The 11924-nt window shown below is 60.9% G+C and carries 16 protein-coding genes and 1 tRNA gene; 11 read left to right on the top strand and 6 right to left on the bottom strand.

The genetic code is table 11. The features are described 5' to 3' along the window. From V7787_RS03040 to csrA, 6 genes are all read left to right on the top strand, one after another. On the top strand, nt 1-720 hold a 720-nt coding region (locus V7787_RS03040), incomplete at its 5' end, for an NAD(P)H-dependent flavin oxidoreductase (protein WP_336085494.1). Between the two features lie 82 nt (nt 721-802). Then, nucleotides 803-1561 carry a molybdate ABC transporter substrate-binding protein gene (gene modA, locus V7787_RS03035; protein ID WP_064492598.1) on the top strand — a complete coding sequence of 253 codons (759 nt, stop codon included), beginning with the start codon at nt 803-805 and terminating at the stop codon, nt 1559-1561. Continuing rightward, nucleotides 1561-2241, top strand: a complete 681-nt coding sequence (gene modB / locus V7787_RS03030; RefSeq protein WP_010954656.1) for a molybdate ABC transporter permease subunit — start codon at nt 1561-1563, stop codon at nt 2239-2241. The genes modA and modB overlap by 1 nt, the downstream gene beginning before the upstream one ends. Before the next feature lies 1 nt (nt 2242). After that, on the top strand, nt 2243-3334 hold the full coding sequence (gene modC, locus V7787_RS03025; RefSeq protein ID WP_064492599.1) for a molybdenum ABC transporter ATP-binding protein: 1092 nt from the start codon (nt 2243-2245) through the stop codon (nt 3332-3334). Nucleotides 3335-3391: 57 nt separating this feature from the next. Next, the gene (locus tag V7787_RS03020) at nt 3392-4414 is read left to right on the top strand and encodes a DNA topoisomerase IB (protein ID WP_064492600.1); all 1023 of its coding nucleotides are present in this window, start codon (nt 3392-3394) and stop codon (nt 4412-4414) included. Between the two features lie 253 nt (nt 4415-4667). Next, entirely contained in the window at nt 4668-4865 is a 198-nt protein-coding gene (gene csrA, locus V7787_RS03015) for a carbon storage regulator CsrA (protein WP_012051904.1), read from the top strand. Nucleotides 4866-4904: 39 nt separating this feature from the next. On the opposite strand, the gene V7787_RS03010 is transcribed toward csrA, so the two are convergent. The 4 genes from V7787_RS03010 to V7787_RS02995 all read right to left on the bottom strand — a co-directional run bounded on the left by V7787_RS03010 (nt 4905) and on the right by V7787_RS02995 (nt 8241). Continuing rightward, nucleotides 4905-5258 (bottom strand): response regulator, encoded by a 354-nt coding sequence (locus V7787_RS03010; RefSeq protein ID WP_010954660.1) that lies wholly within the window; start codon nt 5256-5258, stop codon nt 4905-4907. A gap of 11 nt (nt 5259-5269) precedes the next feature. Beyond that, nucleotides 5270-6715 (bottom strand): ATPase domain-containing protein, encoded by a 1446-nt coding sequence (locus V7787_RS03005; protein WP_064492601.1) that lies wholly within the window; start codon nt 6713-6715, stop codon nt 5270-5272. 5 nt (nt 6716-6720) lie between these two features. After that, the gene (locus V7787_RS03000; protein ID WP_064492602.1) at nt 6721-7881 is read right to left on the bottom strand and encodes a two-component system sensor histidine kinase NtrB; all 1161 of its coding nucleotides are present in this window, start codon (nt 7879-7881) and stop codon (nt 6721-6723) included. 84 nt (nt 7882-7965) lie between these two features. Continuing rightward, complete coding sequence (locus V7787_RS02995) at nt 7966-8241, bottom strand: hypothetical protein (RefSeq protein ID WP_064492603.1); 276 nt, start codon at nt 8239-8241, stop codon at nt 7966-7968. A 199-nt stretch (nt 8242-8440) separates the two neighbouring features. On the opposite strand from V7787_RS02995, the gene V7787_RS02990 reads away from it, so the two are divergent. Together V7787_RS02990 and V7787_RS02985 are read left to right on the top strand one after the other, a co-directional pair. Continuing rightward, nucleotides 8441-8525 (top strand) — tRNA-Leu (locus V7787_RS02990). Between the two features lie 104 nt (nt 8526-8629). Beyond that, on the top strand, nt 8630-9043 hold the full coding sequence (locus V7787_RS02985) for a DoxX family protein (protein WP_010954664.1): 414 nt from the start codon (nt 8630-8632) through the stop codon (nt 9041-9043). Between the two features lies 1 nt (nt 9044). On the opposite strand, the gene V7787_RS02980 is transcribed toward V7787_RS02985, so the two are convergent. Then, the gene (locus V7787_RS02980; RefSeq protein WP_020191346.1) at nt 9045-9239 is read right to left on the bottom strand and encodes a hypothetical protein; all 195 of its coding nucleotides are present in this window, start codon (nt 9237-9239) and stop codon (nt 9045-9047) included. Nucleotides 9240-9674: 435 nt separating this feature from the next. Between V7787_RS02980 and adhP the strand changes: the two genes are divergently transcribed. From adhP to V7787_RS02965, 3 genes are all read left to right on the top strand, one after another. Then, nucleotides 9675-10685: an alcohol dehydrogenase AdhP gene (gene adhP, locus V7787_RS02975; RefSeq protein ID WP_064492604.1), complete on the top strand. Its 1011-nt coding sequence runs from the start codon at nt 9675-9677 to the stop codon at nt 10683-10685. Between the two features lie 91 nt (nt 10686-10776). Continuing rightward, a complete protein-coding gene (locus V7787_RS02970) occupies nt 10777-10983 on the top strand; it encodes a DUF6434 domain-containing protein (protein WP_019438758.1) in 207 nt (68 codons plus the stop codon). Between the two features lie 276 nt (nt 10984-11259). After that, complete coding sequence (locus tag V7787_RS02965; protein WP_003250935.1) at nt 11260-11496, top strand: hypothetical protein; 237 nt, start codon at nt 11260-11262, stop codon at nt 11494-11496. Between the two features lie 31 nt (nt 11497-11527). Here V7787_RS02965 and V7787_RS02960 read toward each other — a convergent pair whose 3' ends face one another. Beyond that, entirely contained in the window at nt 11528-11899 is a 372-nt protein-coding gene (locus V7787_RS02960; RefSeq protein ID WP_064492605.1) for a MerR family transcriptional regulator, read from the bottom strand. Between the last annotated feature and the right edge of the window lie 25 nt (nt 11900-11924).

Below are 11924 nucleotides of genomic sequence, written 5' to 3'. Positions count from 1 at the left end.
TGCCTGCTGGTCGAAGCGTTGCGCCCGGAGGTGGTGAGCTTCCACTTCGGCCTGCCGCAGGCCGAACTGTTGCAGCGGGTAAAGGCCAGCGGTGCCAAGGTACTGTCCAGCGCCACGACCGTGGAAGAAGCGGTCTGGCTGGAGCGACATGGCTGCTATGCGATCATCGCCATGGGTTACGAAGCCGGTGGCCATCGCGGCATGTTCCTCAGCGATGACATCACCAGCCAGATAGGCACCTTCGCGCTCGTACCGCAGGTGGCCGATGCCGTCGGCGTGCCGGTGATTGCCGCCGGTGGTATCGGCGACCACCGCGGGCTGTTGGCGGCACTGGCCCTGGGTGCCTCGGCAGTGCAGATCGGCACGGCTTACCTGTTCTGCCCCGAGGCCAAGGTGTCGCCAGCGCATCGCCAGGCGCTGGACAGCGCGCCTGCCAGCGACACTGCCCTGACCAACCTGTTCACCGGCCGCCCGGCGCGCGGCATCAACAATCGCCTCATGCGCGAGCTGGGGCCGATGAGCGAGCTTGCACCGCGCTTCCCGCTGGCGGGCGGGGCACTGATGCCTTTACGGGCAATCACCGATCCGCAGGGTAATAGTGATTTCAGCAATCTGTGGTCGGGGCAGGCGTTACGGCTGGGCCGGCACATGCCGGCGGGTGAACTGACCCGGGAGATTGCCGGTAAGGCATTGGCAGTGATCGGTCACCAGGCATTCTGACAGGCAGGCATGGCCTCTTCACGGCCAATGGTTTATCGCTATATAGTTAAGGCTATAACGATAATCTCAAGGAGCTGTCTTCATGCGTATCCGCTCGCCCCAGCTGGTCATCACTGCCCTGGCCAGCCTGCTCGGCTTCAACACTGCCTGGGCCGACGAAGTCCAGGTCGCGGTCGCAGCCAACTTCACAGCCCCTGTCCAGGCCATCGCCAAGGACTTCGAAAAAGACACCGGCCACAAACTGATCGCGGCCTACGGCGCCACCGGGCAGTTCTACGCGCAGATCAAGAACGGTGCACCGTTCGAAGTGTTCCTCGCCGCTGACGACACCACCCCCAAGAAGCTGGAAGCAGAAAAGGAAACCGTACCTGGCTCACGCTTTACCTACGCCATCGGCACTCTGGCCTTGTGGTCTGCGAAGGAAGGCTACGTAGATGCCAAGGGTGAAGTGCTGAAAAAGAACGAATACAAACACCTGTCCATCGCCAACCCGAAAGCGGCACCTTACGGCCTGGCCGCCACCCAGGTACTGGACGGGCTGAAGCTCACCGAGGCCACCAAAGGCAAGATCGTCGAAGGCCAGAACATCACCCAGGCCTTCCAGTTCGTCTCCACCGGCAACGCCGAGCTGGGCTTCGTCGCTCTTTCGCAGATCTACAAGGACGGCAAGGTAACCCATGGCTCGGCCTGGATCGTGCCGTCCAACCTGCACGACCCGATCCGCCAGGACGCCGTCATCCTCAACAAAGGCAAGGACAATGCGGCCGCCAAGGCACTGGTCGAATACCTCAAGGGCCCAAAAGCCGCAGCGGTGATCAAATCCTATGGTTATGAACGCTGATGCCACTCGATGCCAGTGACCTGGGCGCCATCTGGCTGACCGTAAAACTGGCCAGCCTGACCACCCTGATCCTGCTGATCATCGGCACACCGGTCGCCTGGTGGCTCGCGCGCACGCGCTCTTGGCTGCGCGGGCCGGTGGGTGCGGTGGTGGCACTGCCGCTGGTACTGCCACCGACGGTGATCGGCTTTTACCTGTTGATCGCCCTTGGCCCGCACGGCTGGCTTGGTCAGGCCACCCAGGCGCTAGGCCTGGGCAGTGTGGTGTTCAGCTTCACAGGCCTGGTGATTGGCTCGACGGTGTACTCCATGCCGTTCGTGGTGCAACCCCTGCAGAATGCCTTTGGCGCGATCGGCCAGCGCCCCCTGGAAGTCGCCGCTACCCTGCGCGCCAGCCCATGGGATACCTTCGTTCATGTGGTGCTGCCGCTGGCCCGCCCTGGCTTCGTCACTGCCAGCATCCTCGGCTTTGCCCACACGGTGGGCGAGTTTGGCGTCGTACTGATGATCGGCGGCAACATCCCCGACAAGACTCGCGTGGTTTCGGTGCAGATTTTCGATCACGTCGAAGCCATGGAGTATTCGCAAGCCCACTGGCTGGCCGGGGCCATGCTGGTGTTCTCTTTCCTGGTGCTGCTCCTGCTGTACGCTGGACGCCGCGGCAAAGCTGGCTGGAGCTGAGATGACCGCATCGATTGTGGCGCACCTGAAACTGGCACGCGACGACTTTACCCTGGACGTCAACCTGCACCTGCCCGGGCGCGGCATCAGCGCGCTGTTCGGCCACTCTGGCTCCGGCAAGACCAGTTGCCTGCGCTGCCTGGCCGGGCTGGAACGGGCCGCCAGCGCCTATATCGAAGTCAACGGCGAAGTCTGGGAAGACAGCACCCGTGGCTACTTCCAGGCACCGCACCTGCGCCCGGTGGGCTACGTGTTCCAGGAAGCCAGCCTGTTCCCGCACCTGTCGGTGCGCGGCAATCTGACGTTCGGCTGGCGCCGGGTAGCGCCCGCTGAACGCAAGGTCAGCCTCGACCAGGCGTGCCAACTGCTGGGTATCGGCCACTTGCTGGACCGCCGCCCGGCAACCCTGTCGGGTGGCGAGGCGCAGCGGGTGGGTATTGCCCGCGCCCTGCTCAGCAGCCCGCGGCTGTTGTTGATGGACGAGCCGCTGGCAGCCCTCGACGGCCCGCGCAAGCGCGAGATACTGCCCTTCCTGGAGCGCCTGCACGACGAACTGGACATCCCTCTGATATATGTCAGCCACGCCCAGGATGAAGTCGCGCGGCTGGCCGACCACCTGGTGTTGCTGGAACAAGGCCGGGCGATCGCCAGCGGCCCGATCGGCGAAACCCTGGCTCGCCTTGACCTGTCGCTGGCCCAGGGCGACGACGCCGGCGTCGTGTTCGAAGGTAGGGTGGTTGGGCACGACCCGCATTACGGCCTGCTGGACCTGCGCCTGCCCGGCAGCAGCGGGCCGCTGCTGCGCATCACCCACGCGGCGCAGGTGATGGGCAGTACCCTGCGCGTCAAGGTGCAGGCCCGGGATGTCAGCCTGGCACTGGCGGCGGACAGCGCATCGAGCATCCTCAACCGCCTGCCAGTGCGTGTGCGCGAGAGCTGCCCGGCAGCCAACCCTGCGCATGTGCTGGTCAGCCTGGATGCTGGCGGCAATGCCCTGCTTGCACGCATCACCCGCTTCTCGGCAGACCAGCTCGGTTTGCACACGGGGCAGATACTGTTCGCCCAGATCAAGTCGGTGGCCCTTTTGGGTTGAGCATCCTTAGCGCGCGTATTGTCCATTGATCAGTGACCTGATCGAGGCCCGCCGCCCATGCTTGACTGCCCCCTGCCGCGCACCCTGCACTACGTTGACGACAGTCAGCCGGGCCTGACCCGTCGGCGCTGGCGCGACCGTTTCATCTACCTGGATGCCGATGGCCAACGGGTACGCGACAGCGAAACCCTTGCGCGCATCGCCGCATTGGTGATCCCCCCGGCCTACACGGATGTGTGGATCTGCGCCGATCCGCAAGGCCACCTGCAAGCCACCGGCCGCGATGCCCGTGGCCGCAAGCAGTACCGCTACCACGCACAGTGGCGCGAACTGCGCGACCAGCACAAATACGGGCGCATGCTTGCGTTCGCCCAAGCCCTGCCAAAGCTGCGCACACAGCTGGAAGCCCACCTGGCGCGGCCAGGGCTGGACCGGGAAAAAGTCATGGCGCTGGTGGTGAGCCTGCTGGACCACACCCTGATCCGCATCGGCAACGAGCGCTACCTGCGCGATAACCGGTCGTACGGATTGACCACCCTGCGCAATCGCCATGTGCAGGTCAAAGGCAGCACTATTCGCTTCCAGTTCCGCGGCAAGCGCGGCGTCGAACACAACGTCACCCTCAACGACCGGCGCTTGGCCAACCTGCTCAAGCGCTGCATGGAACTGCCTGGGCAGGCACTGTTTCAGTACCTGGATGAAGATGGCCAGCGCCATAGTGTCGGCTCCAGCGAGGTCAATCAGTTTCTGCGGCAGTTGACCGGTGCCGACTTTACTGCCAAGGACTATCGCACCTGGGCCGGCAGCAGCCTGGCATTGAACCTGCTGAAGCCCTTGGCCTGGGAGCCGGAGAGTGAAGCCAAACGTCAGGTCGCCGCAATAGTCCGCCAGGTAGCCACGCGCCTGGGCAATACGCCGGCAGTGTGCCGGCGCTGCTACATCCACCCGGCAGTTCTGGAGCACTATGCCTTGGGGCGCCTGGCCAATTTGCCGAAAAACCGTGTGCGCAAAGGCCTGGACCCGGAGGAAGTGGCCTTGCTGTTGTTTCTTCAGGCACTCGAGGAACAGGAGGACCATTGAGCTTGTCTATTCAGCCCATGATGCGAAGAAATTTCCCATTAGCCGCCAACCCCCCTATTCTTGCCAGCGAGCACCTTGGCCGACAAACCGTTGACGGTTTGATTTGGCACCTGCAACTGAAGACACGCAACAGAATTTGTCTGTCGGGGAATTACTATCCGCCGAAAGCGTCTTTAATGAGAAGGAAGAGGGACAAGCTCCCGCCGCCGCGGCAACTAGCCCAGCGGACTTATACATCACCAAGGAGAACTACATGCTGATACTCACCCGTAAGGTTGGCGAAAGCATCGTCATCAACGATGACATCAAAGTCACCATTCTGGGCGTCAAAGGGATGCAGGTGAGGATCGGTATCGATGCACCGAAAGATGTACAGGTCCATCGAGAAGAGATCTTCAAACGCATCCAGGCCGGCAGCCCGGCTCCGGAGAAACACGAAGACTCACACTGAGCGTCACCCGAGGGGCATGGATGCGCTCGACCGCCAGCCTCAGGTGCCTATTAACTGATGCACCGTGGCGATCATCTCATCCATGTCGAACGGTTTGTCGAATATTGCGGCAAACAGGGCCGGGCATCCTTGGCTGGCCTGTGCGCCGCTCATGAGGATGACCGGCAACTCGCTTAACGCCGGGTCCTCGCGGATGGCACGCGCCAACTCCTCACCGTTGAGTAGCGGCATCATGTAGTCGGTAATCACCAGCTGCACGCGTTTTTCCTTCAAAGCCTCCAGTGCTTTACAGCCATTGCTCGCCTTTTCCACCAGGAAACCTTCGTCCTCCAGGGCAAACCCGAGGATATCGGCGATCAGGTATTCGTCATCGACAATCAGGATGGTGTTCATCGGCTCGTCCGTCACCCGCTCTCCTGCGGCGTCGGCGTTCCCGAAAGCACACCGCAGGCACCTTCGAACGCCTTGCGCAAGGTAATGCCTTGCGGCCCGATCAGCAGCTCGTGCAAGGCCGGGTCATGGTGACTGTCACGCACCTTTAGGACCGACAGCATGCGCCGTAGTTGCGAGTCCAGTTCGACAAAGCGCATCAGCATAAGGTTGTCGACGATACTCGACAGGTCCGGCGCGGGGGCGCTGATTTCCGCGCCGAAGATGTCGCGCATCTCCCAGGTCAGCATCACGCTGACATCGCGCGCGCGCAACTCACCCGCCAGCGCGCGGAAAAACGCATTTAGCCGCGTCGGGTCAATAGCCAGGCGGCTGAATGCGCCAAGGCTGTCGATCACCACGCGCTTGCTGCCCTGCGCCGCTACACGCTCCAGTAGTCGCGCGCCAACCTGGTCCAGCAAGCCCTCTGTGGTCGGCTGCCAGCACAGCTGCAAGCTACCGCCCTGCTCCATCGCGGCAAAATCGTAACCGAGCGAAGCGGCCTTGCTGCGCAGGCGTTCGGGGGTTTCGTAAAAACCGAAATGCAACCCCGGCGCCTGCGGGGTGCTGGCACCCAGAAAGGCCAGGGCCAATGATGTCTTGCCAATCCCCGAAGGCCCCATCAACAGGCTGACTGACCCGGTGGCCAAGCCACCGCCAAGCATTTCATCGAAGGTTGGTACGCCGCTGCTGATACGCGCCAAAGTGCCACTGCCCAATTGGCTGGGGTGGCTGAACAACGCTTCCAGGCGAGGATAGACCTGCATGCCGGACTCATCGATAAGGCATTCGTGACGCCCCGACAACGCACCACTGCCGCGGGTCTTGCGCAATTGGACATGGCGCACGGCGCGGCTGCCGACCAGTTGCTCACCCAGTTCGATCACGCCATCGACCATGGTGTGTTCCGGGCTGCCCTCGTCGAGCCGGGCACTGGTCAGCAACAGTACGGTGCACCCGGCGAAGGCCGCATGCCCCTGCAGCTCAGAGACGAACTTCTTGGTGTCCAGTGCGGTTTCCGCACGTACCCGGGCATTGAGCACACCGTCGACGATCAGCAGGCTGGCCTGTTGCCGGGCAATTTCCTGGCGCAGCAACCGCACCACCGCATCCAGCCCGTCCTGCTCAAGGGTATCAAAGGCGCTGACGAACTGGATTTTGTCACCGACCAGCGCCGGGTCGAAGAAGTCCAGCGTGGACAGGTACTGGAACAAGCGTTCGTGCGACTCGCTCAGCAAAGTGGCCACCAGCACGCGACCACCGCCACGCACGTGGCCGCAGGCCAGCTGATTGGCGAGGATGGTCTTACCGGCCCCCGGCGGCCCCTGGATAATGTAGGAGGCGCCAGCTATCAGGCCACCCTTGAGCAACGCGTCGAGCCCGTCGATCCCCGTTACCAGCCGCTTCAGTGCCTGTGCCATGTTGTCTACCTGTCGAGTGGGCTATCCGTCTGGTCCTGATACATTGGCAAGTACAGTCGCATGCAAGTTCCCCGGCCAGGCTTGCTGTCGACACAAATGGCACCGCCACTTTGCCGGGCGAAACCATAGACCTGGCTGAGCCCCAGGCCTGTACCCTTGCCGAAAGGCTTGGTGGTGAAAAACGGCTCGAAGATACGCGGCAGTATCTCTGTGGGTATGCCTTCGCCGCTGTCTTCCACCTCGAAGCGCACGAAGCTGCCCTTCAGCCCTTCAACTTCGCCGAACAGCTCGACCACATCGACAGTCAGGCTGATGCGGCCATGCCCGTCGATGGCATCACGGGCATTGAACAACAGGTTGAGCAACACCATCTGCAGTTGCCCGGCATCCACCTCGATCAACGGCAGGTCCGGTTGCAGCAACACCTTCAAGTCAATCGAGCCTGGCAATGCATGTTCAAGCAGGCCACGCGTAGCGTTAACCAGGTCTGCCGGGGCAACGCTGGCCACATCGAACTTGCGGTGACGGGCAAAACTGAGCAGTTGCTGGGTCAGTTCGGTGCCGCGCTGGCTGGCATCGAGGATGTGCTGCAACATGCGCTGGGTGCGTGCCGGGTCCTGGGTGGCCAGCGCCAGACGCGCCGAGCTGATGATGATGGTCAACATGTTGTTGAAGTCGTGCGCCAGACCACCGGTCAACTGGCCGAGGGCTTCAAGCTTCTGCGCCTGGAACAGCTGGGCGCGCATTGCGTCGAGCTGCAGCGCCGTCTCGCGACGGTCAGTGATATCGCGTGTCACCTTGGCCAGGCCAATGATCTGGCCATTTTCATCACGGATCACATCCAGTGCCGCCAAGGCCCAGAACTGCGTGCCGTCCTTGCGCACCCGCCAGCCTTCGTCCTGCGCCACACCCTGCTCCAGCGCCTGGCACAGCAGGCGCTCAGGTCGGCCATCCGCACAATCCTGCGGTGTGAAAAACAACGAAAAGTGCTTACCGATCACTTCATCTCTACGGTAACCCTTGATCCGTTGCGCGCCTGCGTTCCACGACACCACATGGCCAGAAGGGTCGAGCATGTAGATGGCATAATCCACCACCGACTGAACCAGCTGTTCGTAACGATGGGCGGGCATGACGGAAGCGTCGAGGCAGTCAGCTGAAACCATGCAAACTCCACTGGCACAGCAGGAGGGAGGAAATGAGCGTAGCCCGGAGTGTCTGCCAGTAGACAGCTGAACGACTACAGGCAGTCAGCGTTCCGGCTCGGCCAGTGTCGGGCTGATGCATCGCGGCATGGCCACTTTCAGCAACCACAGGCTGAGCAGCATGATCATACCACCGCCGGCCAGGGCCAACATACGCTGCTGCTGTGAGTGCTCCGCATCGAAGCCCAGCAACAACAGATAACTGCCCAGGCTGATCAGGCTGATGTAAAGAAATGCAGCCAGCACGAGCACCTGCGCGAACAACAGCCGCCAGAATAACCGTGGACGCACCACACCTTCGCCAACTCGGCCCTGAGTCATTACGCTACACTCTTGGATCCAATGATGGGCAACAGTGGCGTAACGACAGCACGGTGTCAATTGCCGGTTCGATCACCCTTCTACCTGTTGATCATAGGCGCTGCAGTTGACTCAACTATAACAATGGGTTATAAAGCGCGCTTGATTGCGAAGCCCTTCTGCTTAGAAGCGAGCTGGTCGTTGCGACCCCTTCAAGCGTGCGAGTGTGGTGGAATTGGTATACACAGCAGACTTAAAATCTGTCGGCGTGAGCCTTGCGGGTTCGAGTCCCGCCACTCGCACCAAACTTCGTTGAAAAGGCGCCCTCGCGGCGCCTTTTTGCTGCCTGACAGCAATGTCTGGCGCAGCTGCTAAAGTGGAGCTTGTCCCCGTCCACTGGAACGCCGCCATGCGCTACTCCCTGTTCGATGGTCAACGCGACATCATTATCCTGATCGCCCGCGTACTGCTGATGGTCCTCTTCGTCTTGTCTGGGTGGGCCAAGCTGACCGGCTTCGATGGCACGGTAGGCTACATGACCTCGCTCGGCGCCCCCGCCCCGATGCTGGCAGCTGGGATTGCCGTCATCATGGAGTTCCTCGTCGCAATCCTGTTGATCCTCGGTTTCTACACACGGCCGTTAGCCTTTCTGTTCGCGCTGTTCGTGCTGGGCACGGCGCTGCTGGGCCACCCATTCTGGAACATGGTCGACCCCGAGCGCAGCGCCAACATGACCCAGTTTCTGAAAAACCTCAGCATCATGGGCGGCCTGCTGTTGCTCGCGGTAAGCGGGCCCGGGCGGTTCTCGGTGGATGGCCGCTGAGTCAGTCGTCGCAGTCGTCGAACCAGGCTGGGTGATCGCGCTCTTCGTCATCGAGGTCATCCAGCGTTTCCTCGTCTTCCTCCACTTCATCCTCGGCGCCTTGGGCATCTGCCTCGGGCTCCATGTCGTCATAGAGAAATTCGTGGTCAAGCAGGTGATCGTGCTCGGGTTCGTGCAGGTCGTCTTCGTCGCGCATGCTGGCTCCTGGGATAATGGCAGGCCTGTATAGGCTGATCAGGGTGTCGGGTCAATGCGTGGTCGCTTAATCCTGGGTTAACCGGACCGGCGCAACCTGCAGGCTCTCCCTTCAAACGTCTTTTGCCCGCCTTCCATGGCGGGCTTTTTTATGACCCTGCGCACTTCGTTGCAGATGATGACAGCCTCATGACCTGACCTTCACGAAATGTCGACATCCGGATGGGCACACTGGCCCTGCTCCGTATGTTCTTGCAGCCCGCCGCATCCTTGCCGCGGGCTTTTCTTTTTTCCGCAAAGGCCAGCCAGGCATACGCAGGTATTTTGTGGAAGCGCCCACCTTGACCATGACCTGAAGCAGTTTTGCCTGGCCCGGCAAGGTCTATGCTGTCCCGACGATCACCCAAGCTCACATCGGATAGACACGGAGGCTCTCATGAAAGCTGCTGTCGTTGCACCAGGCCGTCGCGTGGACGTGATAGAGAAAACCCTGCGCCCTCTCGAACACGGCGAAGCGCTGCTGAAGATGCAGTGCTGCGGTGTGTGCCACACCGACCTGCACGTCAAAAATGGCGACTTTGGTGACAAGACCGGGGTAGTACTGGGCCACGAAGGTATTGGCGTGGTCCAGGAAGTTGGCCCGGGCGTCACCTCGCTCAAGCCAGGCGACCGAGCCAGCGTTGCCTGGTTCTACCAGGGTTGCGGACATTGCGAATACTGCAACAGCGGCAACGAGACCCTGTGCCGCGACGTGAAGAATTCCGGTTACACCGTGGACGGCGGCATGGCGGAGGCCTGCATCGTCAAGGCCGACTACTCGGTTAAAGTGCCCGACGGCCTCGACTCCGCTGCCGCCAGCAGCATTACCTGCGCCGGCGTCACGACCTACAAGGCAGTGAAAATCTCCAACGTCCGCCCCGGCCAATGGATCGCCATCTACGGGCTCGGCGGCCTGGGCAACCTGGCCCTGCAATATGCCAAGAATGTGTTCAACGCCAAAGTCATCGCCATCGACGTCAACGAAGAGCAACTGCGCTTCGCCAGCGAGATGGGCGCGGATCTGGTCGTCAACCCGCTCAACGAAGACGCCGCGAAGGTCATCCAGGCCAAGACCGGTGGCGCACATGCTGCCGTCGTTACTGCCGTGGCCAAAGGCGCGTTCAACTCAGCTGTCGATGCCTTGCGCGCTGGCGGGCGACTGGTGGCCGTCGGGCTTCCGTCGGAGTCCATGGACCTGAATATTCCCCGCCTGGTGCTTGATGGGATCGAAGTGGTGGGCTCGCTGGTAGGTACACGCCAGGACCTGCAGGAAGCCTTCCAGTTTGCCGCTGAAGGCAAAGTGGTGCCCAAGGTGACGCTGCGACCGATCGAGGATATCAACCAGATCTTTGACGAGATGCTGGAGGGCAAGATCAAAGGCCGGATGGTGATACAGTTCGAAGGCTGACAGGCCGAGCCAGGCCATTTGGAACTACAGCAGAGCCCGTAGATGAACATCTTCGGGCTTTCTGCTTTCTCAATTGTCAAAGGAACAGACCATGACCGTAGACTGGCACGCCGGGCCGATCACCCGTACAACTCCACTGGACAAGCATTACCGCAACACGCAGAAGGTTCGTCAGTTTCTACTCAGCGAGTGCGGGGCAGCATTCAAGTTCGACCGAGGATTCATGCTTTGGATCAAGAGTGGCACCCCATCAACAATGGGTGACGTCGCGGACGAATGGCTACGGAGGTATGGTTGACGCTCTGTCTCTGACGGCTGCAGGCAGGCCTTGGCTGCAGCCGTTGCTTTCAGCATCTTGTCCAACGATTCAACCATGCTGGAATAATCCATTTCCTGACTCCCTCGATGGTGGAATTGGCTTGAGTTCAAGCCTAGGCTGCGAACATTTAAATATTTGATGAGGAAACCTGGAAATATCACTCATCCTTCATGCTGAAGACCGATGCCCGCGAGGTGTGGTTCAAGAAAAGTGCTCAACCTGCAAGGGCGAGCCTGTGCATATGAGGAGATCGGCATGTCCATTCGAAGCTTGGCGAAGAACCTGCCGCCAGACCCTTCGCGGGAAGGCTGGGTCATCGGATGGGGGGTCCTGAGAGACCGACACCCATGGCATTTCGTCGACGTTTATGCTGACCAGAAAACGGCCATGGCAGAGGCGCAGCGCAGAGGCGACGGCTACGTGGTGGAATTCGGCTCGCACCGCTTGGGGACGCATGAATTTATCTGCGGTGTAACCTTACCTGAAGGCTGACGCTCGATCGAAAAGGGTCATGGACCGGACTTCAGGGAATTATCTGCCCATTGGCAATAGCACTGGCTTCGAGCTTGGCACGCTCGGCGTCCAGAAAAACATAAGCGGCTTGTAGCGTGTTGATCTTCGTTTGAATCTCGGCCATCTTGGCGGCGACCAAGACGGCGCCTTGCGCGCAATCGATCGTGTTCCCCCGCCTGGCCACAAGAATGTCCCCAATCTCAGCAAGTGAAAAGCCTCCGCCCTGGGCACTCTGTATGAAAGCCAAGTCAGCAACGGTCTGTTCACTGTAACTGCGATAGTTGTTGGCTTGTCGGTGTGGCTCGATAAGCCCGAGCTGTTCGTAATAGCGCAATGTATGGCGGCTGAGCCCACTCCGGCGCTCCAACTCTCCAATATTCACGTTAAAAATCCTTGACTGTAGAGCA

It is taken from the genome of Pseudomonas sp. CGJS7 (assembly GCF_036961695.1).
Note: the sequence above shows the minus strand (reverse complement) of the source record. Positions and strands in the feature narration are given on the sequence as shown.

Coding starts and splice junctions, on each gene's coding strand:
- V7787_RS02965 (WP_003250935.1), top strand. CDS start 11,260: ATGTCCATTCGAAGCTTGGCGAAGAACCTGCCGCCAGACCCTTCGCGG.
- V7787_RS03000 (WP_064492602.1), bottom strand. CDS start 7,881: ATGGTTTCAGCTGACTGCCTCGACGCTTCCGTCATGCCCGCCCATCGT.
- V7787_RS03020 (WP_064492600.1), top strand. CDS start 3,392: ATGCTTGACTGCCCCCTGCCGCGCACCCTGCACTACGTTGACGACAGT.
- modB (WP_010954656.1), top strand. CDS start 1,561: ATGCCACTCGATGCCAGTGACCTGGGCGCCATCTGGCTGACCGTAAAA.
- V7787_RS02980 (WP_020191346.1), bottom strand. CDS start 9,239: ATGCGCGACGAAGACGACCTGCACGAACCCGAGCACGATCACCTGCTT.
- adhP (WP_064492604.1), top strand. CDS start 9,675: ATGAAAGCTGCTGTCGTTGCACCAGGCCGTCGCGTGGACGTGATAGAG.
- csrA (WP_012051904.1), top strand. CDS start 4,668: ATGCTGATACTCACCCGTAAGGTTGGCGAAAGCATCGTCATCAACGAT.
- V7787_RS02995 (WP_064492603.1), bottom strand. CDS start 8,241: ATGACTCAGGGCCGAGTTGGCGAAGGTGTGGTGCGTCCACGGTTATTC.
- V7787_RS02985 (WP_010954664.1), top strand. CDS start 8,630: ATGCGCTACTCCCTGTTCGATGGTCAACGCGACATCATTATCCTGATC.
- modC (WP_064492599.1), top strand. CDS start 2,243: ATGACCGCATCGATTGTGGCGCACCTGAAACTGGCACGCGACGACTTT.
- modA (WP_064492598.1), top strand. CDS start 803: ATGCGTATCCGCTCGCCCCAGCTGGTCATCACTGCCCTGGCCAGCCTG.
- V7787_RS03010 (WP_010954660.1), bottom strand. CDS start 5,258: ATGAACACCATCCTGATTGTCGATGACGAATACCTGATCGCCGATATC.
- V7787_RS02970 (WP_019438758.1), top strand. CDS start 10,777: ATGACCGTAGACTGGCACGCCGGGCCGATCACCCGTACAACTCCACTG.
- V7787_RS03005 (WP_064492601.1), bottom strand. CDS start 6,715: ATGGCACAGGCACTGAAGCGGCTGGTAACGGGGATCGACGGGCTCGAC.